The 26,337-nt window shown below is 43.5% G+C and carries 36 protein-coding genes and 5 tRNA genes; 40 read left to right on the top strand and 1 reads right to left on the bottom strand.

The annotated features are described in order from the left end of the window. The first annotated feature begins 4 nt into the window (after window positions 1-4). The 23 genes from WB308_RS02010 to WB308_RS01900 all read left to right on the top strand — a co-directional run bounded on the left by WB308_RS02010 (window position 5) and on the right by WB308_RS01900 (window position 17,024). Window positions 5-418 carry a hypothetical protein gene (locus tag WB308_RS02010; protein ID WP_424188468.1) on the top strand — a complete coding sequence of 138 codons (414 nt, stop codon included), beginning with the start codon at window positions 5-7 and terminating at the stop codon, window positions 416-418. Continuing rightward, entirely contained in the window at window positions 415-1,083 is a 669-nt protein-coding gene (locus WB308_RS02005; RefSeq protein ID WP_424188466.1) for a 16S rRNA (uracil(1498)-N(3))-methyltransferase, read from the top strand. Before WB308_RS02010 ends, WB308_RS02005 begins: the two co-directional genes overlap by 4 nt. Before the next feature lie 103 nt (window positions 1,084-1,186). Next, window positions 1,187-1,387 (top strand): 50S ribosomal protein L31, encoded by a 201-nt coding sequence (rpmE, locus tag WB308_RS02000; protein WP_424188464.1) that lies wholly within the window; start codon window positions 1,187-1,189, stop codon window positions 1,385-1,387. Between the two features lie 26 nt (window positions 1,388-1,413). Next, window positions 1,414-2,223 (top strand): 16S rRNA (cytidine(1402)-2'-O)-methyltransferase, encoded by an 810-nt coding sequence (gene rsmI / locus WB308_RS01995; RefSeq protein ID WP_424188462.1) that lies wholly within the window; start codon window positions 1,414-1,416, stop codon window positions 2,221-2,223. Window positions 2,224-2,380: 157 nt separating this feature from the next. Continuing rightward, on the top strand, window positions 2,381-3,058 hold the full coding sequence (gene rlmB / locus WB308_RS01990; RefSeq protein WP_424188460.1) for a 23S rRNA (guanosine(2251)-2'-O)-methyltransferase RlmB: 678 nt from the start codon (window positions 2,381-2,383) through the stop codon (window positions 3,056-3,058). After that, on the top strand, window positions 3,055-3,861 hold the full coding sequence (locus tag WB308_RS01985; RefSeq protein WP_424188458.1) for a hypothetical protein: 807 nt from the start codon (window positions 3,055-3,057) through the stop codon (window positions 3,859-3,861). The genes rlmB and WB308_RS01985 overlap by 4 nt, the downstream gene beginning before the upstream one ends. Beyond that, the gene (locus tag WB308_RS01980) at window positions 3,824-4,501 is read left to right on the top strand and encodes a hypothetical protein (protein ID WP_424188456.1); all 678 of its coding nucleotides are present in this window, start codon (window positions 3,824-3,826) and stop codon (window positions 4,499-4,501) included. Before WB308_RS01985 ends, WB308_RS01980 begins: the two co-directional genes overlap by 38 nt. Window positions 4,502-4,573: 72 nt before the next feature. Next, window positions 4,574-5,797 (top strand): LL-diaminopimelate aminotransferase, encoded by a 1,224-nt coding sequence (locus WB308_RS01975; protein ID WP_424188454.1) that lies wholly within the window; start codon window positions 4,574-4,576, stop codon window positions 5,795-5,797. Beyond that, window positions 5,794-7,053, top strand: coding sequence for a homoserine dehydrogenase (locus WB308_RS01970; RefSeq protein ID WP_424188452.1), 1,260 nt, complete (start codon window positions 5,794-5,796; stop codon window positions 7,051-7,053). The genes WB308_RS01975 and WB308_RS01970 overlap by 4 nt, the downstream gene beginning before the upstream one ends. A gap of 195 nt (window positions 7,054-7,248) precedes the next feature. Beyond that, window positions 7,249-7,362, top strand: coding sequence for a 50S ribosomal protein L36 (gene rpmJ / locus WB308_RS01965; protein ID WP_015654591.1), 114 nt, complete (start codon window positions 7,249-7,251; stop codon window positions 7,360-7,362). Window positions 7,363-7,364: 2 nt separating this feature from the next. Beyond that, complete coding sequence (gene rpsM, locus WB308_RS01960) at window positions 7,365-7,736, top strand: 30S ribosomal protein S13 (RefSeq protein ID WP_013461153.1); 372 nt, start codon at window positions 7,365-7,367, stop codon at window positions 7,734-7,736. An 11-nt stretch (window positions 7,737-7,747) separates the two neighbouring features. Continuing rightward, complete coding sequence (rpsK, locus tag WB308_RS01955) at window positions 7,748-8,140, top strand: 30S ribosomal protein S11 (protein ID WP_015654589.1); 393 nt, start codon at window positions 7,748-7,750, stop codon at window positions 8,138-8,140. Window positions 8,141-8,151: 11 nt separating this feature from the next. After that, window positions 8,152-8,778: a 30S ribosomal protein S4 gene (gene rpsD / locus WB308_RS01950; protein ID WP_299930628.1), complete on the top strand. Its 627-nt coding sequence runs from the start codon at window positions 8,152-8,154 to the stop codon at window positions 8,776-8,778. Window positions 8,779-8,801: 23 nt separating this feature from the next. Beyond that, entirely contained in the window at window positions 8,802-9,794 is a 993-nt protein-coding gene (locus WB308_RS01945) for a DNA-directed RNA polymerase subunit alpha (protein ID WP_424188448.1), read from the top strand. 27 nt (window positions 9,795-9,821) lie between these two features. Next, on the top strand, window positions 9,822-10,172 hold the full coding sequence (gene rplQ / locus WB308_RS01940; protein ID WP_424188446.1) for a 50S ribosomal protein L17: 351 nt from the start codon (window positions 9,822-9,824) through the stop codon (window positions 10,170-10,172). A 128-nt stretch (window positions 10,173-10,300) separates the two neighbouring features. Beyond that, window positions 10,301-10,576, top strand: a complete 276-nt coding sequence (locus tag WB308_RS01935) for a NifU family protein (protein ID WP_424188444.1) — start codon at window positions 10,301-10,303, stop codon at window positions 10,574-10,576. Window positions 10,577-10,622: 46 nt separating this feature from the next. Continuing rightward, on the top strand, window positions 10,623-11,216 hold the full coding sequence (locus tag WB308_RS01930) for a hypothetical protein (RefSeq protein WP_424188442.1): 594 nt from the start codon (window positions 10,623-10,625) through the stop codon (window positions 11,214-11,216). Beyond that, entirely contained in the window at window positions 11,206-12,501 is a 1,296-nt protein-coding gene (locus tag WB308_RS01925) for a UDP-N-acetylmuramoyl-L-alanyl-D-glutamate--2,6-diaminopimelate ligase (RefSeq protein ID WP_424188440.1), read from the top strand. The genes WB308_RS01930 and WB308_RS01925 overlap by 11 nt, the downstream gene beginning before the upstream one ends. Window positions 12,502-12,630: 129 nt before the next feature. Then, window positions 12,631-13,005, top strand: a complete 375-nt coding sequence (locus WB308_RS01920) for a (2Fe-2S) ferredoxin domain-containing protein (RefSeq protein ID WP_424188439.1) — start codon at window positions 12,631-12,633, stop codon at window positions 13,003-13,005. 3 nt (window positions 13,006-13,008) lie between these two features. Then, window positions 13,009-13,374, top strand: coding sequence for an aspartate 1-decarboxylase (panD, locus tag WB308_RS01915; protein WP_424188438.1), 366 nt, complete (start codon window positions 13,009-13,011; stop codon window positions 13,372-13,374). Between the two features lie 43 nt (window positions 13,375-13,417). Beyond that, window positions 13,418-14,266, top strand: a complete 849-nt coding sequence (locus tag WB308_RS01910; protein WP_424188436.1) for a polyprenyl synthetase family protein — start codon at window positions 13,418-13,420, stop codon at window positions 14,264-14,266. Between the two features lie 3 nt (window positions 14,267-14,269). Next, window positions 14,270-16,186, top strand: a complete 1,917-nt coding sequence (gene tkt / locus WB308_RS01905) for a transketolase (RefSeq protein WP_424188434.1) — start codon at window positions 14,270-14,272, stop codon at window positions 16,184-16,186. Between the two features lie 85 nt (window positions 16,187-16,271). After that, window positions 16,272-17,024 carry a TrmH family RNA methyltransferase gene (locus WB308_RS01900; RefSeq protein ID WP_424188432.1) on the top strand — a complete coding sequence of 251 codons (753 nt, stop codon included), beginning with the start codon at window positions 16,272-16,274 and terminating at the stop codon, window positions 17,022-17,024. On the opposite strand, the gene WB308_RS01895 is transcribed toward WB308_RS01900, so the two are convergent. Further along, entirely contained in the window at window positions 17,008-17,331 is a 324-nt protein-coding gene (locus WB308_RS01895; protein ID WP_424188430.1) for a thioredoxin family protein, read from the bottom strand. The genes WB308_RS01900 and WB308_RS01895 overlap by 17 nt on opposite strands. 12 nt (window positions 17,332-17,343) lie before the next feature. Here WB308_RS01895 and WB308_RS01890 point away from each other — a divergent pair, with 12 nt between their 5' ends. From WB308_RS01890 to rplL, 17 genes are all read left to right on the top strand, one after another. Next, window positions 17,344-18,231: a radical SAM/SPASM domain-containing protein gene (locus WB308_RS01890; protein WP_424188428.1), complete on the top strand. Its 888-nt coding sequence runs from the start codon at window positions 17,344-17,346 to the stop codon at window positions 18,229-18,231. Next, window positions 18,224-19,177 (top strand): magnesium/cobalt transporter CorA, encoded by a 954-nt coding sequence (corA, locus tag WB308_RS01885; protein ID WP_424188426.1) that lies wholly within the window; start codon window positions 18,224-18,226, stop codon window positions 19,175-19,177. Before WB308_RS01890 ends, corA begins: the two co-directional genes overlap by 8 nt. 58 nt (window positions 19,178-19,235) lie before the next feature. After that, complete coding sequence (locus WB308_RS01880; protein WP_424188424.1) at window positions 19,236-20,384, top strand: calcium:proton antiporter; 1,149 nt, start codon at window positions 19,236-19,238, stop codon at window positions 20,382-20,384. A gap of 3 nt (window positions 20,385-20,387) precedes the next feature. Further along, window positions 20,388-21,125, top strand: coding sequence for a YaaA family protein (locus tag WB308_RS01875; protein WP_424188422.1), 738 nt, complete (start codon window positions 20,388-20,390; stop codon window positions 21,123-21,125). A gap of 66 nt (window positions 21,126-21,191) precedes the next feature. Continuing rightward, a tRNA-Thr gene (locus tag WB308_RS01870) sits at window positions 21,192-21,268 on the top strand. Window positions 21,269-21,324: 56 nt separating this feature from the next. After that, window positions 21,325-21,410: transfer RNA gene (locus tag WB308_RS01865), tRNA-Tyr, on the top strand. A 3-nt stretch (window positions 21,411-21,413) separates the two neighbouring features. Next, window positions 21,414-21,490: transfer RNA gene (locus WB308_RS01860), tRNA-Gly, on the top strand. Window positions 21,491-21,590: 100 nt separating this feature from the next. Then, a tRNA-Thr gene (locus WB308_RS01855) sits at window positions 21,591-21,665 on the top strand. A 96-nt stretch (window positions 21,666-21,761) separates the two neighbouring features. Further along, window positions 21,762-22,961 carry an elongation factor Tu gene (tuf, locus tag WB308_RS01850; protein WP_424188420.1) on the top strand — a complete coding sequence of 400 codons (1,200 nt, stop codon included), beginning with the start codon at window positions 21,762-21,764 and terminating at the stop codon, window positions 22,959-22,961. 38 nt (window positions 22,962-22,999) lie between these two features. After that, window positions 23,000-23,152, top strand: a complete 153-nt coding sequence (gene rpmG, locus WB308_RS01845; protein ID WP_013461134.1) for a 50S ribosomal protein L33 — start codon at window positions 23,000-23,002, stop codon at window positions 23,150-23,152. 30 nt (window positions 23,153-23,182) lie between these two features. Then, window positions 23,183-23,258 (top strand) — tRNA-Trp (locus WB308_RS01840). A gap of 64 nt (window positions 23,259-23,322) precedes the next feature. Then, window positions 23,323-23,508, top strand: coding sequence for a preprotein translocase subunit SecE (gene secE / locus WB308_RS01835; protein WP_013461133.1), 186 nt, complete (start codon window positions 23,323-23,325; stop codon window positions 23,506-23,508). Window positions 23,509-23,517: 9 nt separating this feature from the next. Then, window positions 23,518-24,048, top strand: a complete 531-nt coding sequence (gene nusG / locus WB308_RS01830; protein ID WP_424188417.1) for a transcription termination/antitermination protein NusG — start codon at window positions 23,518-23,520, stop codon at window positions 24,046-24,048. Between the two features lie 21 nt (window positions 24,049-24,069). Then, window positions 24,070-24,495, top strand: coding sequence for a 50S ribosomal protein L11 (rplK, locus tag WB308_RS01825; RefSeq protein ID WP_424188415.1), 426 nt, complete (start codon window positions 24,070-24,072; stop codon window positions 24,493-24,495). Between the two features lie 92 nt (window positions 24,496-24,587). Further along, window positions 24,588-25,283, top strand: a complete 696-nt coding sequence (gene rplA / locus WB308_RS01820; RefSeq protein WP_424188413.1) for a 50S ribosomal protein L1 — start codon at window positions 24,588-24,590, stop codon at window positions 25,281-25,283. 124 nt (window positions 25,284-25,407) lie between these two features. After that, the gene (gene rplJ, locus WB308_RS01815; protein WP_424188411.1) at window positions 25,408-25,893 is read left to right on the top strand and encodes a 50S ribosomal protein L10; all 486 of its coding nucleotides are present in this window, start codon (window positions 25,408-25,410) and stop codon (window positions 25,891-25,893) included. A gap of 65 nt (window positions 25,894-25,958) precedes the next feature. After that, window positions 25,959-26,327 carry a 50S ribosomal protein L7/L12 gene (rplL, locus tag WB308_RS01810; RefSeq protein WP_424188409.1) on the top strand — a complete coding sequence of 123 codons (369 nt, stop codon included), beginning with the start codon at window positions 25,959-25,961 and terminating at the stop codon, window positions 26,325-26,327. Window positions 26,328-26,337 lie beyond the last annotated feature (10 nt).

Here is a 26,337-nt window from a genome sequence, read left to right as displayed (position 1 = left end):
CTTTATGGAAGCTATGTATACAACCGGACTTAATATCCACTATTTCGGAGTGATTGTATTGATGGGGGTCGTTGTGTTCAACATCGTCATGTTGTCCCTCTCCCATCATATTATCCGCTACAGCAAGCGGATGAGGATCGTGATGCCGATTTCAGGATCGTTGATCGCTTTGATCCTTTTTACGGGGGCGGTGATGATGGCGGCTAAACATTTGGAATTTACCATTGCCAATATCGCTATGATTGTGATCGCTATCGTGATGATAATCCTCGAAGCCAAACGGTACAAAACGCTCAAACGTAAAACCGATATAACCCAAGAAGATGCATTCGGTGAATACAAACAAAAAGCATTTCGTTTTTTAGGAATTGAGATGGCATTGCTAGTGAGTATGAGTATTTGGATGATGATACTATGAAATTTCTTCTCCATGATGAAACCGGAGCAGCACAACTGAGTGTTTCTGGGGATGACTATAAATATCTCATCAAAGTCCGTCGTCATAAAGCGGGGGATATTATCGCATTTCGTTCGCGTGAGCATTTGAGTGAAGAGTATCGCTACTCTCTTGAGCGTAGCGATGGACGAAACGGCTATTTTACATTACAGAGCCATCATCATGCACCGTGTGAAAGTGAACGGAAGCTTCATATCGGATGGTGTTTGGTGGATCCCAAAACCATTGAGAAAACCTTGCCGATGCTTACCGAACTGGGGGTGAACAAAATCACCTTTATCCATTGCCGTCGCTCTCAGCAAAATTTTCGTCTCGATTTTGAGCGGTTCAAGCGGATAATGGAGAGCTCGATTATGCAGTGCGGTCGGACGTCGTTGATCGAATTAGCCGAATCTCCCAATCTTAGTACGTTTTTAAAAAATAATCCCGAAGCGGTGATCTTTGATTTTGGAGGAACGTCATTAAATAAGGATGAATCGGTCGATACGGTCGTGATAGGCTGTGAAGGGGGATTTGATGAGTCTGAGCGTAAATTGTTTGGCAATTATCGTGTTCGCCTCTTTTCTTCCCCTATGATATTGCGTTCCGAAACGGCGGCGGTTGCGGTAGCATCACGGTTATTGTAAAAAAAGAATTTTTTCGTTATAATTCGCCTCCAATTATCCGCCCCCGTACGGATATAAAACTATACAGACCGACGTACAACGCCGTCGATCACAAGGCAAAACTATGAAAAAAGATCTTCATCCGAACGTCGTAGAATGTTCAGTTAGCTGCGCATGCGGTAACACATTCACAACAACCAGTACAAAAGAATCGATCCGTGTCGATATCTGCAGCGAATGTCACCCGTTTTATACCGGTTCTGAGCGTCAAGTAGACACTGCCGGACGTATCGACAAATTCAAAAAACGTTACCAACTTAGCTAAGTTGACGGCGTAAGGGGGAGAGATTTATGTTATCTCTCGTCCCAACCCCCATTGGCAATATTGCCGATATCTCTCTACGTTCCCTTGAAGTCCTCTCTAACGCACACGTTATGCTATGCGAAGATACGCGCGTTACCAAAAAACTCATTCATCTCCTTAAAGAGCGCTACGAACTAACCACTATTGAGCCTAAATTTATCAGCCTCCATTCGCATAATGAAGCCGAATTTATTGCCTCGTTGTCTCCCGATTTTTTTGATCAAAACGTGGTGTATGTCAGTGATGCCGGAATGCCGGGGATTAGTGATCCGGGACAGATGTTGGTCCGTTATTGTCAGGATCATGGGATTGTCTATGATGTTTTGCCGGGTGCGAACGCGGCACTGAGTGCTTTTGTGGCCAGCGGATTTGTGGAGACAAAAATGCTTTTTTTCGGTTTTTTGCCTCATAAAGGGAACGACCGTTCTTCCGCACTTCAAGAAGCGCTGTTTAATGGATACACGACGATACTGTATGAATCTCCTAAACGATTGGATAAATTGTTATCGGAGCTTTCCATCGCCGTACCTGAACGTCAGGTCTTTTTGGCAAAAGAGATTACGAAACGATATCAACACTTTTACCGCGGTACGGCTTCAGAACTGATCCCTCAAATGGAAAAAGAGATTCGAGGGGAGTGGGTTGTGGTTATTGAAGCATCGGGGACGAAAGGCTCATCTTTGAGTGAGCAGGATATCCTCGCTCTCGATATCCCTAAAAAAGCCGCCTCCAAACTGATCGCCAAAATTACGGGCGAAAATCCCAAAGAGTGCTATCAACGCCTTTTGGATTTGTAACATGGACTCTCCCTCTCCCGTATCGCTCACGATACGGGTAGCTTTAGGGGGTTGTAGGGACATTTGTCCCTGCCACTTTAGGGACTTTGTTCCTAAAGTGTGTAACATTAATAAGAGTGCTATCAACGCCTCTTACAATCATAGGATATAATACTTCATGCTTATTTATGGAAAACAACCGGTTTATTACGCACTAGAACGACACAGAGATCGTATCAAGACTCTCTATTTGGCCAAGGAACTCGATAAAAAAGAGTATTCAGCCCTTATGAAAATGGGTTTTGAGATCAAACGGATCCCTGAAAAAGCGGCACAGTCGATGGTGAAGGGAGGAAATCATCAGGGGTTTATCGCTGAGATTTCACAAATTGTCCCTTACGCCTCACCGTTTCTCAAAAAATGCGATTTTGTCGTGATTCTCAGCTCGATTACCGATATGGGAAATATCGGTTCATTGATCCGAAGTGCTTATGCATTAGGGGTCCAAGCGATTGTCATTTGCGGTATCAAAGAGCCGAATTTGGAAGCCGTCATTCGCACCAGCAGCGGGGCAGCCCTCGATATGCCTCTCGTGGTTGTCCACAATATTCATGATGTAGTGCATGAACTGAAACAATCAGGATTTCAGATATATGGTGCCGTTATGGACGGTCAGGATATACGTGAAGCGACCTTTGCCCCTAAGCGGGCCTTGGTTTTAGGCAACGAGGGAGAGGGGCTCAGTGGAAGAGTTCAGAAAAGCCTCGATATCGGTATCTCAATTCCGATGGCGCATGATTTTGATTCTTTGAATGTCGGTGTTGCCGGCGCAATCTTGATGGAGAGAATGAGATGAAGCAGTGTGACACGTTTGAAGATTTACAGGCTCTGGGAACAGAGAAAATTCATGAGAGAACCCATATTTCCCGTGACAAAATAGAATTGGTTTTGACCAAATCTTACGGAGAGATCGGGCGGGTTCAATTCATGGGTTATATGTCAATTTTAGAGCGTGAATACGGTCTTGATCTCAGTGGTATCAAAGAAGAATATACCGTATTTTGCCAAAACCATTCGAGTGCCTATCCCCAAAAGCAGTCAGCTATTTTGCAGTCACCATCCAATTCGAAACCCAAATGGGTCATGGCTGGAATGGCTTTGATTCTTATTCTCATGCTAGGCGGATATTTTTTGCAGGATAAAATGTCCGCCGAGCCTCGTGAAGAGGTGATGAAACTGACGACGACGGCGGTTGAGGCTTCTGCTGTGATGGGTGATGTGAATGTGACCGAAAGCAACGAGACAAACATGACGATCTCCGCAGTGAATCTTGACGTAAATCAAAGTCTGCCCAATGTGTCAAAACCCTTAGTCTCAGGTAAAGAGCTTACCATCCGTCCGGCGTATAAAGTTTGGTATGGGATGATTGATATGGCTAGCGGCGAACGAGTACAGAATATTACCGCCGATCCCATCATCATTGATACGACTAAAAACTGGTTAATCTTTTTAGGACACGGAAGGGTTGAAATTCAATCACCTACTGACAAAACGGTTCTCAAAGAGAAAGAGACAATCCGATTTATCTATGAAAACGGTACATTGAAACAGCTTAGCCGTGATGAGTTTATCGAGCGCAACGGCGGGAAAAACTGGTAAGCAGTTGTTGATGAAACGGCTGGCACTGCTTTTATGGTTTCCCTTCCTCGTTTGGGGCTCATCGATCACTACCCAGATTACCTTTACCGGTGAGCCGGCTGTCAGTATGCGCACACTCACGCATGCGTTCAATGCGGTAGGTTATAAATTGGATATTGAGACTCTTGTGATTCAAAACCGTACCGGTGATCTCCACGGCATGGCAATCGGAAACAAAGTTTTTAATCCCGCTGCTTTGGGTGAAAATCTTAAAGAACAGGGAATTCGTATCGAACGTGCCCATCTAGACAAAAATGGACTTTCATTGATAGTCGACACACGAAATGCTTTTTGGAATACTCCTTTATTAGGCGTTGATGAGGGATTGGAACTTAAACGTGCTAACGCTGCGCAATGGTTTCGTGTGGAGGAAGGGCAAACTATCCATATCGAGCCCCCGTATACCGGTAAATGGTATCCGGATCTTGCCGTTTTGGACAGCTCGATGCATGTACTCTCTTCGTTTCGTTCGTCGGAATCCAAAGAGGAATTGCAATTTGAACTTCCACAAGGTGCTTATTACCTTAAAATCTCCAATGTACAGGGGATGAAAGTCCTTAAAGAGGGGATGTGGATCGAATCGATGAGTCCGGGACGATAACTCCTGAGTATTATAGTTAAACTAAGCCTCTTATGCTAAAATGGCGCAATTTTTTAATCACAGGTTGTAGCCATGTTTGATGAAATCCAATTTGACCGGATTAAGCGCCTCCCAAAATACGTATTTGCTGAAGTTAACGAGCTGAAAATGGCGCGTAGACGTGCCGGTGCAGACGTTATCGATTTCAGTATGGGAAATCCCGACGGTGACACTCCTAAGCATATTCGTGAAAAACTGATCGAATCGGCACAAAAAACCAAAACACATGGGTACTCAGCATCCAAAGGGATCCCCAAACTTCGCCAAGCGATTTGCGATTGGTACAAACGTCGTTATGATGTTGATCTCGATCCTGAAACCGAAGCGGTCGCAACGATGGGTTCAAAAGAGGGATATGCCCATTTGGCGTACGCGATTACCAACCCGGGCGATGTTGTCGTTGTTCCTGACCCTACGTATCCGATTCACTCATACGGTTTCATTCTGGCGGGCGGAAACGTTCAAAAAATGGAATTGCCGTTTGATGAAGATTATAAAGTCGATGAAGATCTCTTTTTTGAGCGACTTGAACATGCATTTCATGTTTCGTTTCCAAAACCGAAATATCTTGTTGTAAACTTTCCGCACAATCCGACGACGGCTACTGTTACACCGGAATTTTATACCCGTGTGGTTGAAATGGCGAAACGGGAACGTTTTTATATCATCAGTGATATCGCCTATGGTGACTTGACATTTGATGGGTACAAGACCCCTTCGATCCTCTCGGTTCCGGGTGCAAAAGATGTAGCGGTTGAGAGTTTTACCCTCTCAAAAAGTTATAACATGGCAGGGTGGCGCGTCGGTTTCTTCGTTGGAAATGCGAAATTGATTGGTGCATTGCAAAAAATCAAAAGCTGGTTGGATTATGGGATGTTTACCCCGATTCAAGTAGCGGCAACGATAGCCCTTAACGGCGATCAAACCTGTGTACAAGAGATTACCGATAAATATGACCACCGCCAAGATGTTTTGATCGAAGCATTTAACCGTGCCGGATGGCCGGTTCGCCGTAATCAGGCATCGATGTTTGTGTGGGCTAAAATTCCTGAATGTGCCCGTCATTTGGGAAGTTTGGAATTTTCAAAGCGTCTTTTGGTGGAAGCCAACGTTGCGGTAGCACCGGGGATCGGATTTGGAGATTACGGTGATGAGTACGTCCGTATCGCGTTGATTGAAAATGACAAACGTATCCGTCAAGCGGCAAAGAACATCAAACAGTTCTTGAGTACGTTAAATTGTAAGGGTGCTGAGTGACACGTGTCGGCGTAATCGGTGTCGGTACGGTAGGCCGTGCCGTTGTCCAAATTTTAGAAGAGAATAAGAGCATTATTACGGCCCGTTCCGGGGATGAAATCATCGTAAAAAGCGGTGTCGTTCGTAATCTCGAAAAAGCATCTGATCTTGCGATAACGCTCTCGCAAAATCCTTATGATATTATCGATGATCCTGAAATTGATATTGTCGTAGAGCTGATGGGCGGGGTAGAACTTCCCTTTGAAATCGTTAAAAAAGCCCTTCAAAACGGTAAAGCCGTTGTAACGGCAAATAAAGCACTTCTGGCGTATCACCGCTATGAACTTCAGGATATTGCGGGTGAGATTCCCTTTGAATTTGAAGCAAGTGTTGCGGGGGGAATCCCGATTATTAACGCATTACGCGACGGTCTTTCAGCGAACCATATCCTCTCTATTATGGGAATTATGAACGGTACGTGTAATTTCATGCTGACGAAAATGATGAATGAAGGGACCCCTTTTGCCGAGGTATTAGCCGAAGCGCAAGCGTTAGGCTATGCTGAGGCCGATCCTACATTCGATATCGGCGGGTTTGATGCGGCGCATAAGCTTCTAATCCTTGCCTCAATCGCATACGGTATTGATGCGAAGCCCGAAGAAATTTTGATTGAAGGGATCGAGGGGATAACCCCTGCGGATATTGCATTTGCTAAAGAGTTCGGATATACGATCAAGCTTTTAGGGATCGCTAAACGCGATGATGGCGAAGTAGAGCTTCGGGTTCATGCCGCTTTGGTCAAAGAAGATGCGATGATCGCAAAAATTGACGGTGTGATGAACGGAATCAGTGTTGTCGGTGACCGTGTCGGTGAAACCCTCTATTACGGTCCGGGTGCGGGCGGTAATGCGACGGCCAGTGCCGTTGTGGCCAACATTATTGACATTGTCCGTTCAGGGAAACGTTCTCCAATGCTTGGGTTTAATCACCCGCTTGAAGAGGGTTTGCGTCTCAAAAACAGTGAAGATATACGATCGAAATATTATCTTCGTCTCCGTGTTTTGGATAAACCGGGTATCTTGGCACAGATTACGAGTATTTTTGCGGATGAGGCGATTTCGATCGAAGCCGTTATTCAGCGGCCGTCAGAAACGGAGTGTGCCCATCTGTTGTTTGCAACCCATGAGGCAACAGAACGTTCAGTCCATGCTCTCATGATTCAGCTCGAAGCATTGGATGCTGTCTTAGAATCTCCATTTATGATTCGAATTGTGTAGCCACAATGCGAATCACTCCTCTATTTGATACCTTAATAAAAATTTAACCTTATTTACTGTAATATACGCGTCCACTTTGCCCTTTCGGACAAATAGAATTGAATGTTTCTAACTGCGTTCAATCGTAGTTACAAGTATTGGTGCGATCAATCTCACCTACGAAAAGCAAGTGATTTAAATCAACGGAGCCTACCGATGAAAGTACGTTCTTCAGTGAAGAAAATGTGCGACGATTGTAAAATCATCAAGCGCAAAGGGGTCGTTCGCGTAATTTGCAAAACCCCAAAACATAAACAGAGACAAGGATAAGCATGGCACGTATTGCTGGTGTGGACTTACCTAAGAAAAAACGTTTGGAGTATGCATTAACTTATATCTATGGTATCGGTTTACATACTTCACGCAAAATTTTGGACGCTACAGGACTCGATTACAACAAGCGTGTATTCGAACTCAGCGAAGATGAAGCGGCTACAATCGCTAAAGAAATCCGAAGCAGCGGTATCGCTGTAGAAGGTGACCTTCGTAAACAAGTCGCTATGGATATTAAAGCGTTGATGGATCTTGGTTCTTACCGTGGTCTTCGTCACCGTAAAGGTCTCCCATGCCGTGGTCAAAAAACCAAAACCAATGCTCGTACACGCAAAGGTAAAAAGAAAACCGTCGGCTCAGCCACAAAGTAAGGGATTAGAGTATGGCAAAAAGAAAAGCAACCCGTAAAAAAATCGTAAAGAAGAATATTGCTCGAGGTATCGTACATATCTTGGCTTCATTCAACAATACCCTTGTAACGGTAACAGATGAAATGGGTAATATGATCGCATGGAGTTCGGCTGGTGCCCTTGGTTTCAAAGGTTCTAAAAAGTCAACTCCGTTTGCTGCGCAACAAGCAGTAGAATCTGCGCTCGAAAAAGCAATGGTCCACGGAATTAAAGAAGTGGGAATTAAAGTTCAAGGTCCAGGTTCTGGACGTGAAACAGCAGTTAAAAGTGTTGGTGCAATCGAAGGTCTACGTGTTTCTTTCATGAAAGACGTTACTCCACTACCACACAATGGATGTCGTGCGCCTAAGCGCCGACGAGTCTAAGGAGTTTAGCAATGGCAAGATATAGAGGACCCGTAGAAAAAATCGAAAGAAGATTCGGTGTAAGCCTTGGACTAAAAGGTGAGCGTCGTCTTGCAGGTAAAAGTGCCCTTGACAAACGTCCTTACGGACCAGGACAGCACGGTCAACGCCGTACAAAAATTTCTGAATACGGTACACAGCTTCGCGAAAAACAAAAAGCGAAATTTATGTACGGTTTAAGCGAAAAACAGATGCGTTCATTGTTCGGAGAAGCAAAACGTCGTACAGGTAATACCGGTACGAACTTGGTAATGCTTCTTGAGCAACGTCTAGATAACGTCGTTTACCGTATGGGCTTTGCAACGACTCGTCGTTTTGCACGCCAATTGGTAAACCACGGTCACGTATTGGTTGACGGCAAACGTGTTGATATTCCATCATACCGCGTAAAACCGGGTCAAAAAGTGGAAATTCACGAGAAAAGCAAAAAGAACAACCAAATCGTTCGCGCAATTGAATTGACAAACCAAACCGGTCTTGCGGCATGGGTTGACATCGATCAAGAGAAAGCGTTCGGTATTTTCACACGTCTTCCAGAGCGTGAAGAAGTTGTTATCCCTGTTGAAGAACGTCTAATCGTCGAGCTTTACTCGAAATAATCATTAAAGAAAGGGCGTTCAGCATGAAAAAAATTAAGACTTCACCGCTTCTTCCGAAAGAGTTTGTCGTCGAGCAAATCAGCGCGAACGAAGCGAATATCATCGCCTATCCGTTTGAAACCGGATTCGCGGTTTCACTCGCTCATCCACTTCGCCGCTTTTTGCTAAGCAGCTCGGTTGGATACGCACCGATCGGTATCAAAATCGAGGGTGCTAAGCATGAGTTTGACTCGGTGCGCGGTATGCTCGAAGACATTTCGGATTTCATCATTAACCTCAAAGGGATCCGTTTCAAATTAAAAAACGGTCTTAAAGAGAAAGAAATCACTTACAGTTTTGCAGGCCCTTGCGAAATTCATGGAAGAGATTTGGATAATGACGATGTCGAAGTGGTAACGCCAAATGCATTTTTGGCAACGTTGAATGAAGATGCGACGTTAACTTTCACCGTAAAAATTCATCAGGGTATCGGTTATGCGCCGAGTGAAGATGTACGGGATGTATTGGGTGAGGGTTATATCGCTCTTGATGCGTATTTCACACCGGTTCGCCGTGCAACATACGCAATTGAGAACGTATTGGTTGAAGATAACCCAAATTTTGAAAAAGTGGTCATCAATATCCTTACTGATGGGCAAATTTCACCGGTTGATGCATTTAAAAATGCATTGGAAGTGATGTACGCTCAAATGGCGGTCTTCAACAGTGAAGTGAGTATCAAAGCTCCTGCAGCAGCTGAACGCAATGACGAACATCCTGAACTTAAACGTTTGGGTGCCCGTATTGAAGATCTCGGTCTTAGTGCACGCAGTTTCAACTGTTTGGATCGCTCCAACATCAAATACATTGGTGAAATCGTTATGATGAGCCAAAATGATTTGAAAGAAGTTAAAAATCTTGGGAAAAAATCGTTTGAAGAGATTTTAGAAAAAATCACTGAATACGGTTATTCTGTTGGACAAGATTTGGCTGATGATCTTATCAGCGCTATTAAAAAGAAAATCGAAGCTGAATAAGCTTTAAACCATAATAGGAAGTATCTCATGAGACATCGTCACGGATACCGCAAGCTAGGTCGAACGAGCGCACATCGTGAAGCTTTGTTGACTAACCTTAGCATTGCGTTGATTGAACACGGTAAAATTGAAACTACGTTGATGAAAGCAAAAGAACTTCGTTCATTTGCTGAAAAATTGATTACAACAGCACGTGCCGGTGATGCAAATGCGCACCGTTCAGTGTTTGCTGTATTGCAAAATAAAGAGGCGACTAAATTACTTCTTAATGAAGTTGCACCTAAATACAATGAGCGCAACGGCGGGTATACTCGTATCGTTAAAACTCGTATCCGCCGCGGTGATGCTACACCGATGGCGTACATTGAACTCGTTTAACGAGTTCAATAACCCATCACCCCCTTAAATCGAGCTTCGCTCTAAAACTATCCTTTTCGCATTAGTGCATGTTTAGCCCATTTCTTATACTATAACACCATATTTGAGCTTTAGAAGGTACAATAACCATGATTCCATTTAGCGATGAAGAATTGATGCAACCGGTTCGCAGCGTCATTGATAAAATACGTCCAAGTTTAGCATTAGACGGCGGTGATATAGCATTCCTGACAGTAAAGAATGGAACGATATATGTACAACTGCAAGGTGCGTGCATTGGGTGCTCAAGCAGCGGCAACACATTAAAATACGGTGTAGAACGCCAGTTACGGATGGATATCCACCCGGAATTGGTTGTCATTAACGTACCGCAGGGTATGGAAAATCAAATCGACATATTATAAATAAGAAAAATTGAGCCGATATTAGGTAAACATAGGAGGGATGACTATGAAAACTATCAATCTATCTAAAACCCTCAAACAAGCGAGTGAATATTTTGTGGCAGGGCAATACAGTGAAGCATTGCGCAATTACTCGTTGGCGCTCAAAGATCATCCGGATTCAAAAGAGGCCTATAACGGGGCTATTTTATCTGATATGGCTATGGGCGGAGAGAGTGCCGGAGAAGCACTGTTCGATTATTACACAATACTTCGAAATGAAGATGTTGAGACAGCTGACACTGTCATTTCTGAAATTTTAGAAACAATGGATGGAACACTCGATCAACTTGCAGGATTATTTGATGATACCATGAAGCAGCGCTTGGCTTACGAAGACGGTATTATGTATACTGAATTCAAAGAATTGGTAAAAGATGAAAACGATTTTAATCGAATCTTTGAAAACATTATGTTCTCAACGCGTGTTATTATTACAGAAAAAGAAGATTTTGTTGACTTTTTGGATAATCTGATCGATCATGGATACAAAGAGATGGCGCTCAGCTATCTGGAGAGTGCGCTGGGTGTTTATCCGAATGATCGGCAGCTGCGCAATTTATTACGCCGTTTAGCAAAAGGGAAAAGTATTGAAAATTGAGATAGAGGGCCAGCCCTACCGATACATTAGTGAAAATTCCGCCGAGTGTAGCAATGAATGTGCTTTTTTGCTTACAAAGCAAAACGAGAAGTATAAAGAGGATGCGATTGATCGCGGTGCGCACTCTATTATTACCCCGTCAGAGTGCTGGACCCTTTTTGGATTGAACCGAATATGTGTGATCGGGATAACTGGAACGAACGGTAAAACGACGACGGCAAGTGCCATCTACTCATTGATGCTCGATTTGGGACACAAAGCCGCGATGCAGGGAACGCGCGGATTCTTTATGAATGATGCTCTGGTTGAGGGAAAAACGCTGACCACCCCTACTGTACTCAATACCTACCGTCACATGGCGGAGGCGATAGTTGAGGGATGTGAATATTTCATTATGGAAGTGAGTTCCCATGCGATTGAGCAAGAACGGATTGCAGGAATCATATTTGGTCTAAAAATTTTGACCAATATCACCCAAGATCACCTTGATTATCATGAAAGCATTGAAGAATACATTCGCATTAAAAATCTTTTTTTCCAAGATGAGACGAAAAAACTGATCAATAAAGATGAACCAAAAGCAGAATTTAGTTTCAAAAATGCGTTTACCTATGGTGTCGAAAATCCTGCTACCTACAAAATTATCGCCTATTCGCTTAACAACGGGGTAAGCGGAGTCCTCAAATATTTTGAGGATCATGTCCCGTTTGTAACGTCATTACATGGATTTTTTAACCTTTACAATATTACAGCGGCGATTGCCGCAGTACATTTGGTGAGCGGCGAGAGTTTAGAAAAAATTGCCGATGCGGCCGAAAACTTTGGCGGAGTTAGCGGACGAATGGAAGTTGTCAGTACCGAACCGCTCGTCATTGTTGATTTTGCCCATACCCCGGATGGGATGGAGCAGGTTCTTAATGCCCTAAAAGAAAAAGAGGTACTGGTTGTTTTCGGTGCCGGTGGAGATCGGGATCGGACGAAGCGTCCATTGATGGGGCGAGTTGCGAGCGCTTACGCTAAAAAGCTCTATGTGACCAGTGACAATCCCCGCTTTGAAGATCCCGATGCCATTATCGAAGATATTTTGGCCGGAATCGAGGATAAAAGTAATGTTTACGTTGATGTGAATCGCCGAAATGCGATTGCTCAGGCACTCAAAGAGCGAAGCGGTGATGAAGTGGTATTGATACTGGGAAAAGGGGATGAAACCTCCCAAATCATTTACGATCAGTATCTACCGTTTGATGATCGTGTTGTTGCAAAAGAGCTGCTGGCAGCTCTCTAATCTGTGCTAAAGCTCCCCTTAAGTGCTGTGATTGCTTAGTGGAGCTTAATATGCACTCTTTTATTTTGGCTATAATGCCGTAATTATTTTACGGTGTTCTAGTACACTGACCTAAGAAGGAGCGTTTTGATGGGTATTCCTCAACCGGCGTTTTATATTTTCAAATGTGAGCAAAGTTCCCCTCCGGGCATGCCTAAACCGAGCTGTGTCAATCCTCAGACTCAGGATCTGTTTCAACATTTAGCGCAAACTTTGATGCAAAAAGGGTTGATTGCAACGGTGCAGCCGATTCGTACATCATGTATGAACCGCTGTAATGCCGGGCCGATTATGTTGGTAGAGCCGGGTCATGTCATGTACGCGGGATTGACCAAAGAGAAAATCAATGAAATCATTGATCGCCATATCATTGGCGGTGAAGTGGTACAAGAGTATGTTATCCCTTCCGAGCTGTGGGATGCACCGATCACTCCTGCTGATATGATGAAGCAGATGGGGCGATAATCGATGTTGATCGAAATGCTTTACAGTAAAATTCACCGTGCTACGGTTACCGACGCTAATCTTAATTACGTCGGGTCGATCACAGTTGATGAGGAGCTTTTGGAAGCATCCAAAATGCGCGTAGGCCAAAAAGTGGAAATTCTCAACATCAATAACGGTGAGCGATTTTCTACCTACATCATCCTCGGTGAGAGAGGGCAGCGTGATATCTGTCTTAACGGTGCTGCAGCGCGTAAAGTACATAAGGGCGATAAGATCATTATCGTCGCTTATGCCACCTATAATGATGCCGAACTCGAAAACTACAAACCTACGGTTGTCTTGCTCGATGATGAGAATGCTATCACCGATATAATCGAGAAGATATAAGCTCTGTCATGGTACTATTTCACTAAAAAATAGTGGGAGATGAATGGAGCGGTTTGAAGCGTTTTTAGGTGCACACCTTCCAGCTGTTGAAAGTTTTCACCCCCATTACGAAAATTCATTGCACCAAATGCTACTAGGCGGGGGAAAAAGGTTTCGTCCTGCACTTCTGTTAGGGGTAGTGCGTGCTTATAATCCCCTCTTAACCCAAAGTGCTTATCATGTCGCTTTAGCGGTTGAGCTGCTTCACACGTATTCTTTGATTCATGATGACCTTCCTGCTATGGATAACGCCTCTTTGCGTCGGGGGATTCCCACTCTTCATAAAACATACGATGAAGTGACCGCTATTTTAGCCGGTGATGCGCTCAATACATATGCATTTGAAGTCCTCGCCAACGCGCCGCTTTCCGATCGTGTGATCGTGAAACTGGTTCGCTCCCTTTCCCATAACGGTGGAGTCAACGGGATGGTCCTTGGACAGGCAATTGATTGTCATTTCGAAAATCAACGGTTGGAACTTGACCAAGTCAAGATGCTTCATATCCATAAAACAGGGAAATTGATTGCTGCATCTTTGCAGATGGGAGCATTCATTGTCAGTCGTGACGATATTGCCCAGGAATTGTATGATTTTGGGATTGATTTAGGGTTGCTGTTTCAAATTCAAGACGATATTTTGGATGTCACGCACGATGAGGCCAAAGCGGGCAAAACAACCAACAATGATGAAGCTAAAAACAGTTTTGTAACCTTGCTCGGATTTGAGAGAGCAATGGGTGAATCCGATCTCTTGGCCGATAAAATAACGAAGCGGATGGAAAGTTTTGATGAGAATTTGCGACGTGAATTGTCACCAACACTTGAACACTACATTAACCGACATAAGGATTAAACGATGAGTAATGCAATGCGCCAAAAAATGGCAGATACGATCCGCTTTTTAGCGGCAGATATGGTTCAGCAGGCTAATTCGGGTCATCCTGGCGCACCGATGGGGCTGGCGGACATTGCTGTTGTCCTTTCAGAGCATCTCAATCATAACCCGAAAAACCCGAAATGGCTTAATCGTGACCGACTGGTATTTTCCGGCGGGCACGGTACAGGGTTGATTTATTCGCTCTACTATCTGTGGGGGTATGGGCTGGAGATTGAGGATCTTAAAAATTTCCGTCAGCTCGATTCCAAAACCCCGGGACATCCCGAATACGGTCATACGGCAGGGATTGAAATCACGACAGGGCCTTTGGGGCAGGGAATTGCCAATGCCGTCGGTTTTGCAATGGCATCCGCTTATGTCGGAAACAAAGTCAACTCGGAAACCGCAGCATTGATCGACCATAATGTCTATTGTCTGTGCGGTGACGGCGACTTGGAAGAGGGGATCAGTTATGAGGCGTGTTCCATCGCAGGTCATATGGGGCTGGATAATCTGGTATTGATTTACGATTCAAACCGTATTACGATCGAGGGATCGACCGAGCTTAGTCTCAGTGAAAATATGCGGGATCGTTTCGAGTCTCAAAACTGGGCAGTCTTGGAGATTGACGGACACAACTTTGATGAGATTGACAGTGCGTTGACCCAAGCGAAAACGATTTCTCGTCCGGTTCTTATTATCGCTAACACCGTTATCGCCAAAGGGGGTGGTAAAATGGAAGGGTCGCACCATGCACACGGTGCACCGCTTGGGCATGATGTGATCAAAACCGCTAAAGCGCACGCAGGATTTGATCCTGAAGCGACATTTGCCGTCGATGCGGATGTGTTGGAGCGTTTCCGCTGTGCGATCGAAAAAGGGGACTTGGCAGAGCGTGAGTGGAATCACCGTATTAAAGAGCTTCCGTTGGTCGAACAAAACGAAGCGTATGAGCAGTTAATGAACCCTGATTTCAGTCGTATCCAATGGCCTAGTTTCGAAAAAGCCGATGCGACCCGTAATACCAACGGAATTATTTTGAACGCTATTGCCAAAGCAATTCCGGGATTCTTAGGTGGATCGGCTGACCTCGGACCCTCTAATAAAACGGAACTTGCAAATATGGGTGATTTCCCTAAGGGTAAAAATATCCATTTCGGTATTCGTGAGCATGCGATGGCCTCAATCACTAATGCGATGGCGCTATACGGTCCGATTATGCCGTTTAGTGCAACCTTCTTTGTTTTCAGCGATTATCTTAAACCATCCGCTCGTATTGCGGCTTTGAGCGGTATTCAACACTTTTTCATTTGGACGCATGATAGTATCGGTGTCGGTGAAGACGGCCCTACCCATCAGCCGATTGAGCATTTGAGCCAATTTAGAGCATTGCCGAATTTTTATGTCTATCGTCCGGCGGATGGTGTTGAAAATGTTAAATCTTGGCAAAAAGCCCTTTCGATGAAGCACTCACCATCAGCATTTGTCTGTTCACGCCAAAATCTTCCGTTGCTCCCTAAAGCGGTTCGTGGAGATGTTGAAAACGGCGGATACCTATTGGTAGAACGTAAAGATGCGACCGTGACCTTGATGGCATCCGGTTCAGAAGTTGCTCTTGCGATTGAGTCTGCGGAGCTTCTCGCATCGCGCGGCATTGCGGCAAACGTTGTGAGCGTTCCGTGTTTCGACCTTTTATTGGAAGAACCTCAAAGTTATATTGACTCTATCATTAACCCTCTCACGAAAAAAATCGCCATCGAAGCGGCACGGGGATTGGAGTGGTACCGTTTTGCCGATACGGTAGTCGCGATGGACGGATTCGGGGCGAGCGCACCGGCCGATAAGTTGTTCGAAAAATTCGGATTTACTGCAGAAGCCATCACAGCTAAAATTTAACTTCTGCCTCGTAGAGGCAAGCTTTAGTAGCCCAAGAGGCTAGCGTAGCGAAAGGGATATATTCTTTTCGCGTCAAAGGAAATAGATGCAAGATTCCCCTGAATATTTAGAGAAGAAACGTTTCTTTGATTCGCTGATTACCCTTTATGGCCGCAATGTCGCCGTTGAAGTGCTCCGTGACGATGCGGTGCAGATCCATAAGCTCCACCTTTCCAAAAGCAACCGAAGCGACGAGACGATAGAAGAGATTTTGGCGCTAGCCGAGATGCGCGGAGTGGAGATCAAATACCACACCAAAGAGTCACTTTCCAGAATTTCTAAAAACAGTTCCCAAGATCAAGGGGTTGCTATTGATGTGGTATCACGCAATTATCGAAGCGCTACCAATATCGAAACGGATCTACCCTCATCATTTCGCCTTTTGGCTCTTGATGGGATTAACAATCCGCAAAATTTAGGGATGATTGTCCGCTCCGCTGCCGCCAGCCGGATCGACGGGATTGTACTGCCTCGCCGCAACAGCACAAAGCTCTCTCCTTTGGTGATGAAAGCGTCTGCGGGGACACTGTTTAAAATACCGATCTATTATTGTGAAGATTTATCTGAAATATTGGGGTTGAGAGATACGGCAATTATTACCCTCTCCTCACATGCCAAAGAAGATATTCATACACTGAAAATTCCGCCTCGCGCTATTTTTGTGTTAGGTAATGAATCCGAAGGGGTCAGTGATGCGGTGATGCGTGCTTCTACCCACAGCGTCAGTATTCCGATGCATCGCGGGGTTGAATCGTTGAACGTTGCCGTAACGGCGGGGATTGTCAGTTTTCTACCATAAGGTTATAGGGGCGGCGGATATCTTCGACCACTTCACCGACGCTCATGTGCCGGCTTTTCCGCAAAAATTCCCGTCCCTGAAAAAAGATAAGTACTGTAGGAATCGTAAAAACACTAAAATGGGATCCGATTTCAGGAGTCTCAGAGATATCGATACTCTCAATGACAAAAGAGGGGAAGTTGTCCATCACGGCTTCGGTCAGTTTGGGTTTTAGGGCATGACAGACGTTACAGCTAGGTGTGCTGAAATAGAGCATGACTGCATCATTTGTGTTTAGGGTTTGGTTGAGTAGTTCTAAGGTTTGCATAAAAGGATTATAATGAAATTCAGTCGTGCTTATGTTGAAATAACCAATGTTTGCGGACTCTCATGCAGTTTTTGCCCTCCGAAAACAAAACCGTCCACAACGATGGAACTCCCATTTTTTAAAAAAGTAGTCGAAGAGTTATCCCCTTATACGGATGAAATTGCACTCCATGTGATGGGTGATCCAATGGTGTTGAGTAATGTGGGAGAGTATCTTGATATTGCACATCACTTTGGATTAAAAGTAATGATTACCACCAGCGGATTTTATCTCGATTCCATCCGTCGTAAACCCCTTTTTCACCCTTCTCTTCGGCAGATCAATATCTCTCTCAACAGTTTCAATAAAAACAGTGTTTCAAGAACCTTTGAAAGCTATATGGAGCCTATTTTAGAGCTGTGCGATGAGAAACTGTCCACAAACAGCGATTTCTTTATCAATTTGAGACTTTGGAATTTGGATGATGAGAGAAGTGAGAGTGCTTTTAATGAACGATTGTTTGAACTTTTGGAGAGCCATTTTGATTTGGCTGAGGGGATGATTGCCTCTTTGATTAGCGGAGAGCGCCAATCGATTCGATTGGCTTCCAAAATACTGCTCCATTTTGATCGCTATTTTGAATGGCCGAATCTGGATAATGCGATTGTTGGTGATGGCTATTGTCAGGGGTTGAGTAAACAAATCGGGATTTTGTCAGATGGCCGCGTAGTGCCGTGTTGCTTGGACTCAGAGGGGATTATGGAACTGGGTAACCTGAGAGAGACAAATTTGGGTAAAATTCTGACATCGAAGCGCTCAACGGTAATAACTGAAGGCTTTGCCAAAGGGATTTGCACAGAAGAGTTATGTCAAAAATGCTCCTACAAAGAGCGATTTAGAAAAGGACACCCCAATGATTAAATGTTATGTCCGTAATGAAAATGCAATCGCGTTCATTGATACCATGTCAGAACTTGATGGAGAGGTGATCGATAAAGTCATTTGGATTGATATGTTGATGCCGACGTATGACGAGATTACTTTTATTGAAAATACATTTACTATCAAATTCCCTACTAAACAAGAAACGGAAGAGATCGAAATCAGTTCGCGCTATTGGGAAGAGAATGATCGAATTGAAATCAACAGTTATTTTCTAGTTACAAAGCTTGATAGTTCCCACAATGAAACGGTCTCTTTTATTTTACATAACGATATGCTGATTTCAATTCGGTATACTAATTTATATACCTTTGATGAGTTCAATCGAAAGTTTTTTGCTACTCCAAAGCAGTTTGATACCGGTTATGATATTTTTTGTCAAATTTTAGATATACGGATTGATGCTGATGCCGATATTATTGAAAAGCTTGCTAAAGATATTACCCGCGTCCGAAAACATGTTTTGACCGATTATTCGAATGAGGACGAAGAGATACTCGGACGTATCTCTTCCTTAGAAGATTTGAATATGCAAATACGGGAAAATCTAAATGATAAGCAAAGGATTCTGAGCGCATTTTTAAAATCGAGCAAATATAAACACGCACTGAAACATGATGTTACGGTTATGCTGAAAGATATCAAATCGTTGATTGACTATACTGACTTTAATTTTGAACGGCTTGATTATCTCCAAAATATATTTGTCGGTGTTTTGAGTATTGAGCAGAATAAGGTCATTAAGATGTTTACCATTGTCAATGTTGTTTTTCTCCCGCCAACCTTGATCGCAAGTATTTATGGGATGAATTTTGATATTTTACCGGAATTGCATTGGAAATTCGGGTATCTATTGTCTGTGGGAATGATGATAATATCATCAATTTTACCTGTGTACATCTTTAAACGAAAAGGGTGGATTTAATCCCACTTTTTAATTGTGGTAAGATTCTCTTTAATTACTTTATCTAAAGGATAACGACTTGGACAGGCGGATACGCTATTTTATTGAAGATTACTGGGATATTTTTGTTGGTATCGTAGCCATCGCACTTGCTTTTATCTTTCATGCTCAGCATGAATCTATGATGGCTACACTTTTTTCTGCAATAGGGATTGCCGCTCTTTCTCTGACCGTTGCCGAAGTGGCCGATATTCTCTCCGAACGCCTTCAAGAACCGTATGGCAGCTTTGTCCTCACCTTCAGTGCCGTTGCCGTTGAAATTATATTATTGTATGTGATTTTGCTCGAAGTAAAACATTCGCCGGAGGTATTGGAAACTGTCAAGGGGGGGATCATTTCTGCGGTTATTGTCGATTTAAACGTATTACTCGGACTTGCCGTCTTTTTAGGGGGGTTGGCGTATACGCAGCAGCAGCATAATAAAGAGACTTCAAGCGCCTACAGCACCGTTTTGTTTGTTGCTTCCAGTGCTCTGTTGGTACCGGGTTTATTGAGCCACACCGAACACGGCAGTGCCGCATTAACGCATGTAAGCCATTTAATTGCAGGGGTATTGCTCCTTTTCTACATCATTATTTTTATTTTTCAAACCCGTACCCACACCCACTTTTTCAAAGCAACCGCACGCAGCCGCTTTTTCCGTCTAAAGCGTAAGCTTCAAGAAGAAGAGGGAGAGATTGATGAGAGTGAGTCGAGTGATTATATTTTTGAACATCTCAGTACCGCTGTGAATTTCTTTGCGATATTCTTTTTTATTGCCATTATTGCTTTTGGAGCAGAGATATTTGCGGGAGAAGGGGTTCACATCGCCAAAGAGTACGGAATTTCTGCTGGGCTGGCCGGTTTGGTCATTGCGATTATCAGTGTTAGCCCAGAGATCTTTACGGCGGTGCGTGCCGCGCGAAACGACCAGATTCAGAGGGTTGTCAACATTGCTATGGGCGCATCGACGGTATCGATTATCTTAACCGTTCCGATTTTGATGATGCTTGCCTATTTTTCAGGGATCAATCTTACCCTTGATTTTAATCCGCTTCAAATCGGTGCATTGCTGCTGACGATCCTTTTGGTCTGGAAAACGACCGACGAAGGGGAAACCAACTATTTTGAGGGGGCATCACATATGATGTTTTTCCTCAGCTATGCAATTATCGCCGGGTATTACTAACCGATGATTATTTTATTTGCTCCGAGCGAAGGAAAACGTGAAGGGGGAAAATGTCTTCCCCTTAATAGGGAGAGTTTGATTTTTCCTGACCTTTTTTCTAAGCGTCTTGAAGTTATTGCACAGTATGAGAAAGTGGTGCATGGGGGGAGTGACGAAGAACTCTTTGAACTTTTTGGGATTAAAGATCCTAAAGAGTACATACGCTATAAACAGGGATTTTCATCAGTTCCAACAATGAAAGCTATCGAACGCTATGATGGGGTAGCGTATGATTATCTAGGATACACGCAGCTCTCCACAAAAGTACAAGAGTATATAGATAGAGATGTCATCATTTTTTCCAATTTATTCGGTCCGCTTCGTGCAGGTGATTGTATCCCCGATTACAAACTCAAACAAGGATCATCTATTGGTTCCTTTGTTCCTGATAAACACTACAAAGAATGCTTTACCGCCGTATTGGACGAGATGATTGGTGATCAAGAGATTTTAGATCTACGTGCCGGCTTTTATGATAAGTTTTATATGCCAAAAACAAAACCAACGACATTGAAGTTTTTAAAAGAGGGAAAAGTGGTAAGTCATTGGGCAAAAGCGTATCGTGGGATCGTATTGCGTGAAGCGGCACAGCATAGTATAGCGTCGATTCAGGAATTATTGGCGCTCAATATTGAGGGGCTTATACTGCATGAAATTGCAGAAACAAAAAAGAAAAAAGAGATCGTTTATACGATTGTTTGATTTTCTTTCAAATAGGCTTGACATTTTTTAAAAGAGTGTATATAATTTCGGCTCCATTTCACCAATGCCGGCATAGCTCAGTTGGCTAGAGCAATTGATTTGTAATCAATAGGCCCGGGGTTCAAATCCTCGTGCCGGCACCATTGAATGAAATCGGAAACGCATTACATTTATCAGTGTTAGACCAGATTATGGCCGTGGTGAGATACTCAAGTGGCCAACGAGGGCAGACTGTAAATCTGCTGATTTTTATCTTCGAAGGTTCGAATCCTTCTCTCACCACCATCTGCGGGAATAGCTCAGTTGGCTAGAGCGTCAGCCTTCCAAGCTGAATGTCGCGAGTTCGAGTCTCGTTTCCCGCTCCACTGGGAGCTGAAGTACAATTCGCAATATTTACTTCATCATTACCTTAAGACCGTAAAATAGTTTTTAAGCTTCCAAAATACATATTTATCATTGTTTTATGCTCACGTGGCTCAGGGGTAGAGCACTTCCTTGGTAAGGAAGAGGTCGGCGGTTCAAATCCGCTCGTGAGCTCCAGTAATAATATTGTAATATTTTTGAAAGCTTGAAAGCTATTTCAGCTGTTTTTTGGTATAATTCCAAATTCATTTACACACATCGTCGGAGGACACTATGGCAAAAGAAAAGTTTACGCGTAATAAACCACACTGTAACATCGGTACAATCGGTCACGTTGACCACGGTAAAACTACATTGACAGCAGCTATTACAGCTGTTCTTGCAGTAACAAACGGTGCTGCAATGATGGATTACGATCAAATCGACAACGCTCCTGAAGAGCGTGAGCGTGGTATTACGATCGCTACTTCACACGTTGAGTACGAAACAGACAACCGTCACTATGCACACGTTGACTGTCCTGGACACGCCGACTATGTTAAAAACATGATCACCGGTGCTGCACAAATGGACGGAGCTATCCTTGTTGTATCTGCAGCGGACGGCCCAATGCCACAAACACGTGAGCACATCCTTCTTTCTAAGCAAGTCGGTGTTCCATACATCGTTGTTTTCATGAACAAAGAAGATATGGTTGATGATGAAGAACTTCTTGAACTCGTTGAGATGGAAATCCGCGAACTTCTTGATACTTATGATTTCCCGGGTGACGATACTCCAATCGTAGCTGGTTCTGCTCTTAAAGCTCTTGAAGAAGCAAAAACTGGTACTCTTGGTGAGTGGTCAGCAAAAATCCAAAAATTGATGGCGGAAGTGGATCGTTATATCCCTCAACCAATCCGTGAAACAGATAAAGATTTCTTGATGCCGGTAGAGGACGTTTTCTCTATCTCTGGTCGTGGAACTGTTGTTACTGGTCGTATCGAGCGCGGTACAATCAAAATCGGTGAAACAATCGAAATCGTAGGTATTCGTGATACACAAACAACTACCGTAACAGGTGTTGAGATGTTCCGTAAAGAAATGGAAATGGGTGAAGCGGGTGACAACTGTGGTCTTCTTCTCCGTGGTACAAAGAAAGAGGATGTTGAGCGCGGACAAGTTCTTTGTAAACCAAAATCAATCACTCCTCACACAAAATTTGAGGCAGAGATTTACGTACTAAGCAAAGAAGAGGGTGGGCGTCATACTCCATTCTTCAATGGTTACCGCCCACAATTCTACGTTCGTACAACAGACGTAACTGGTGCGATCACTTTGCAAGAAGGTACTGAAATGGTTATGCCAGGCGACAACGTTAAAATTGTTGCTGAATTGATCCATCCGATCGCGATGGAAGAGGGTACTCGCTTCGCTATCCGTGAAGGTGGACGTACTGTCGGCGCTGGGGTTGTTTCTAAAATCCTTGCATAATTTCCCCCAACCTTCGGGTTGGAATCATAAGGTAAAACATGCGTGAAAATATCCATTTAGCGTGTGAGAAGTGTACGCGACGTAACTATCACACCACTAAAAACAAAAAAACTCATACTGAAAAATTTTCAGTGCGTAAATTTTGTAAATTTTGCCGTGAACACACCGTTCACAAAGAAGCAAAACTTTAACTAACGGTTCCCTCTTCGGAGGGTTTTTCTAGGTCAGTAGTTCCAATGGTAGAGCGCCGGATTCCAAATCCGATTGTTGGGGGTTCGAATCCCTCCTGGCCTGCCACCCATTTTCTACTAATGATGCTTACGAGCTTTATTCGTTGGAAATGTCCTGAGGATACAATAAGATGAAAAATACATTAAGTCAAACGATTCATAATGCGAAAATGGAACTTGCAAAAGTTATTTTCCCGACAAAACCGCAAGTAAAACAAGCATTCATTGCCGTTATTGCGGTTGTTACATTCGTCGTGTTGTTTTTAGCATTAGTCGATTTTATTATGTCTTCAACCGTTTCGGCAATTTTGAGTTAAGGAAAAAACATGGCACATCGTTGGTATTCGATTCAAACCTATGCCGGTAGTGAGCGTAGTGTTAAAGCCGCTATTGAAAACATCATTGCCGAAAACAATCTTCAGGATGTCATTACGGAAGTAGTTGTCCCGACAGAAGATGTTATCGAAGTAAAAAACGGTAAAAAGAAAATCACTGAGCGTTCATTGTATTCAGGGTATGTATTTGCCAATATGGATCTCACCATTGATTTACAGCACCGTATACAATCGCTCCCACGTGTAGCAGGTTTTATCGGTGAATCGAATAAGCCGACTCCACTAAGCGATAATGACATCGCGGTTATCTTGGATCGTGTAACGAACCGTTCAGCTCCAAAACCGAAAGTTTTCTTCGACAACGGAGAGATGGTTCGTATCGTAGACGGTCCATTTGCGAATTTCACCGGAACAGTGGATGAGTATGACCTCGAACACGGTACATTGAAACTCAATGTCTCTATCTTCGGACGTAGTACTCCGGTTGATATTTCGTACACCCAAGTCGAAAAAATAATTTAATCTCAAAAAAAGGAAGCACAAATGGCAAAGAAAATTACGGGCTACATCAAGTTGCAAGTACAAGCTGGTGCAGCTAACCCAGCCCCTCCGGTTGGACCTGCACTCGGTCAACGTGGTGTTAACATCATGGAATTTTGTAAGGCGTTCAACGAGCGTACAAAAGATAAGGCAGGTTTCAAACTCCCTGTTGTTATTACTGTATATGCGGACAAAACGTTTTCATTCATCACAAAACAGCCTCCGGCATCTGCTCTTATCATGAAAGCAGCTGGTCTTAAAAAAGGGACTGATAATCCGATGAAAAATAAAGTGGGTAAAATCACTAAAGCTCAATTGATGGAAATCGTTAAGCAAAAAATTCAAGATATGAACACAGATGATATCGATGCAGCTGCCGCTACTATCGCCGGTTCTGCACGTTCAATGGGTGTTGATATTATCGACTAAATTCTTCTCTTTCAATAAGAGATGATTTTATGTTGCTCTTCGACCGCAAAGAGGTTAAACCCTGCGGCAGATTCTAATATTGGAGAATTCAAATGGCTGGAAAACGCTATAAACAACTTAGTGAAAAAATTGATATGGCAAAAAGCTATTCAGTAGCAGATGCTGCTGAATTTGTTAAAGAGCTTAAATCTGCGAAATTCGACGAAACTGTTGAAATTGCTTTGAACCTTGGTGTTGACCCTCGTCACGCTGACCAAATGATCCGTGGTGCTGTTGTGCTTCCTCACGGTACAGGAAAAGTGGTTCGCGTTGCGGTATTTGCTAAAGGTGCCAAAGTTGACGAAGCAAAAAATGCAGGTGCTGACATTGTTGGTGCTGAAGATTTGGTTGAGCAAATCAAAGCAGGTAACATCAACTTCGATATCGTTGTTGCTGCACCGGATTGTATGGGACTTGTTGGTCAAGTAGGACGTATCCTCGGGCCAAAAGGTATGATGCCGAATCCTAAAACAGGAACCGTTACAGCTGACATCGCAAAAGCGGTTAGCAACGTTAAAGGCGGACAAGTTAATTTCCGTGTTGACAAAAAAGGAAACATCCATGCCGGTATCGGTAAAGTAAGTTTCGACACGGACAAAATTGCTGAAAACATCAAAGCATTTGTCGGTGCTATCAACCGTGCAAAACCTTCAACTGCAAAAGGGCGCTATATTAAAAATGCCGCTCTTTCGTTGACTATGAGCCCGGCAATTAAATTTGAAATACAAGAACTTTTAGATATTCGTTAATGTGTATTAACTGACGAAGCAATGCTTTGTCTTTATCTTATGGACTGAAGACAGTAGGGGGTTTAGGCCTTAATCGGAGTCACTCCACCCCGCTTGAAGTTGTTATGTCTGGAAAGGAGAAACTATGAATAAATCACAGAAATCTGAGATTGTTAGTACTTTAACCAATGAGTTCAAATCTTCTGCAGCGGTTATTATGTGTGACTATCGTGGTTTGGCAGTGTCTGAACTCGAAGCACTTCGTAAAATTGCACGTGAAAAAGATTCAAAAGTTCAAGTTGTAAAAAATACACTTGCAACTATCGCTTTGAACAATGCAGAGATGTCTGGTATCGAAATTAAAGATACTAACATTTTCGTTTGGGGAGCTGACGCTATCGCTGCTTCTAAAACAGCGGTAGATTTCGCCAAAGCAAATGATAAATTTGTTATCCGAACAGCATACATTGACGGCGAAGCCGCTGATGAGCAAAAAGTTCGTGCATTTGCTACCCTACCGGGACGCGAAGAGTTGCTTGGAATGTTGGCATCTGTATGGATGGGACCAGTTCGCAACTTTACAATCGGACTCGATGCGCTAAAACGCAAAAAAGAAGAAGAAGCAGCGTAACTGCTGCTTTGATAAATCGCTGATCTTAGTGTCGGCATAAAACAAAAATATAATAGGAGACTACAATGGCTGTTACAAAACAAGACGTTCTTGAGTTTATCTCAAACCTTTCTGTACTTGAGCTTTCTGAGCTAGTAAAAGAATTCGAAGAAAAATTTGGTGTATCTGCTCAACCGGTAGCGGTTGCTGGTGCTGCTGTTGCTGCAGTTGCTGAAGAAGAAAAAACTGAATTCGACGTTATCTTGAAAGACGGTGGTGACAAAAAAATCAACGTTATTAAAGTAGTACGTGCGATGACAGGTCTTGGTCTTAAAGAGGCTAAAGATGCAGTTGAAGGTGCACCTACAACTATTAAAGAAGGTATCTCTAAACAAGATGCTGAAGCAGCTAAAAAAGAGCTTGAAGAAGCTGGTGCTGCTGTCGAAATCAAATAATCATTTTGAT

The organism is Sulfuricurvum sp. (assembly GCF_049587615.1).
Taxonomy (GTDB): Bacteria; Campylobacterota; Campylobacteria; order Campylobacterales; family Sulfurimonadaceae; genus Sulfuricurvum.
The sequence above is the reverse complement of the archived record's forward strand: the minus strand, read 5'-3'. Positions and strand labels throughout refer to the sequence as shown.

Coding starts and splice junctions, on each gene's coding strand:
- WB308_RS02010 (WP_424188468.1), top strand. CDS start 5: ATGGAAGCTATGTATACAACCGGACTTAATATCCACTATTTCGGAGTG.
- WB308_RS02005 (WP_424188466.1), top strand. CDS start 415: ATGAAATTTCTTCTCCATGATGAAACCGGAGCAGCACAACTGAGTGTT.
- rpmE (WP_424188464.1), top strand. CDS start 1,187: ATGAAAAAAGATCTTCATCCGAACGTCGTAGAATGTTCAGTTAGCTGC.
- rsmI (WP_424188462.1), top strand. CDS start 1,414: ATGTTATCTCTCGTCCCAACCCCCATTGGCAATATTGCCGATATCTCT.
- rlmB (WP_424188460.1), top strand. CDS start 2,381: ATGCTTATTTATGGAAAACAACCGGTTTATTACGCACTAGAACGACAC.
- WB308_RS01985 (WP_424188458.1), top strand. CDS start 3,055: ATGAAGCAGTGTGACACGTTTGAAGATTTACAGGCTCTGGGAACAGAG.
- WB308_RS01980 (WP_424188456.1), top strand. CDS start 3,824: ATGAGTTTATCGAGCGCAACGGCGGGAAAAACTGGTAAGCAGTTGTTG.
- WB308_RS01975 (WP_424188454.1), top strand. CDS start 4,574: ATGTTTGATGAAATCCAATTTGACCGGATTAAGCGCCTCCCAAAATAC.
- rpmJ (WP_015654591.1), top strand. CDS start 7,249: ATGAAAGTACGTTCTTCAGTGAAGAAAATGTGCGACGATTGTAAAATC.
- rpsM (WP_013461153.1), top strand. CDS start 7,365: ATGGCACGTATTGCTGGTGTGGACTTACCTAAGAAAAAACGTTTGGAG.
- rpsK (WP_015654589.1), top strand. CDS start 7,748: ATGGCAAAAAGAAAAGCAACCCGTAAAAAAATCGTAAAGAAGAATATT.
- rpsD (WP_299930628.1), top strand. CDS start 8,152: ATGGCAAGATATAGAGGACCCGTAGAAAAAATCGAAAGAAGATTCGGT.
- WB308_RS01945 (WP_424188448.1), top strand. CDS start 8,802: ATGAAAAAAATTAAGACTTCACCGCTTCTTCCGAAAGAGTTTGTCGTC.
- rplQ (WP_424188446.1), top strand. CDS start 9,822: ATGAGACATCGTCACGGATACCGCAAGCTAGGTCGAACGAGCGCACAT.
- WB308_RS01935 (WP_424188444.1), top strand. CDS start 10,301: ATGATTCCATTTAGCGATGAAGAATTGATGCAACCGGTTCGCAGCGTC.
- WB308_RS01930 (WP_424188442.1), top strand. CDS start 10,623: ATGAAAACTATCAATCTATCTAAAACCCTCAAACAAGCGAGTGAATAT.
- WB308_RS01920 (WP_424188439.1), top strand. CDS start 12,631: ATGGGTATTCCTCAACCGGCGTTTTATATTTTCAAATGTGAGCAAAGT.
- panD (WP_424188438.1), top strand. CDS start 13,009: ATGTTGATCGAAATGCTTTACAGTAAAATTCACCGTGCTACGGTTACC.
- WB308_RS01910 (WP_424188436.1), top strand. CDS start 13,418: ATGGAGCGGTTTGAAGCGTTTTTAGGTGCACACCTTCCAGCTGTTGAA.
- tkt (WP_424188434.1), top strand. CDS start 14,270: ATGAGTAATGCAATGCGCCAAAAAATGGCAGATACGATCCGCTTTTTA.
- WB308_RS01900 (WP_424188432.1), top strand. CDS start 16,272: ATGCAAGATTCCCCTGAATATTTAGAGAAGAAACGTTTCTTTGATTCG.
- WB308_RS01895 (WP_424188430.1), bottom strand. CDS start 17,331: ATGCAAACCTTAGAACTACTCAACCAAACCCTAAACACAAATGATGCA.
- WB308_RS01890 (WP_424188428.1), top strand. CDS start 17,344: ATGAAATTCAGTCGTGCTTATGTTGAAATAACCAATGTTTGCGGACTC.
- corA (WP_424188426.1), top strand. CDS start 18,224: ATGATTAAATGTTATGTCCGTAATGAAAATGCAATCGCGTTCATTGAT.
- WB308_RS01875 (WP_424188422.1), top strand. CDS start 20,388: ATGATTATTTTATTTGCTCCGAGCGAAGGAAAACGTGAAGGGGGAAAA.
- tuf (WP_424188420.1), top strand. CDS start 21,762: ATGGCAAAAGAAAAGTTTACGCGTAATAAACCACACTGTAACATCGGT.
- rpmG (WP_013461134.1), top strand. CDS start 23,000: ATGCGTGAAAATATCCATTTAGCGTGTGAGAAGTGTACGCGACGTAAC.
- secE (WP_013461133.1), top strand. CDS start 23,323: ATGAAAAATACATTAAGTCAAACGATTCATAATGCGAAAATGGAACTT.
- nusG (WP_424188417.1), top strand. CDS start 23,518: ATGGCACATCGTTGGTATTCGATTCAAACCTATGCCGGTAGTGAGCGT.
- rplK (WP_424188415.1), top strand. CDS start 24,070: ATGGCAAAGAAAATTACGGGCTACATCAAGTTGCAAGTACAAGCTGGT.
- rplA (WP_424188413.1), top strand. CDS start 24,588: ATGGCTGGAAAACGCTATAAACAACTTAGTGAAAAAATTGATATGGCA.
- rplJ (WP_424188411.1), top strand. CDS start 25,408: ATGAATAAATCACAGAAATCTGAGATTGTTAGTACTTTAACCAATGAG.
- rplL (WP_424188409.1), top strand. CDS start 25,959: ATGGCTGTTACAAAACAAGACGTTCTTGAGTTTATCTCAAACCTTTCT.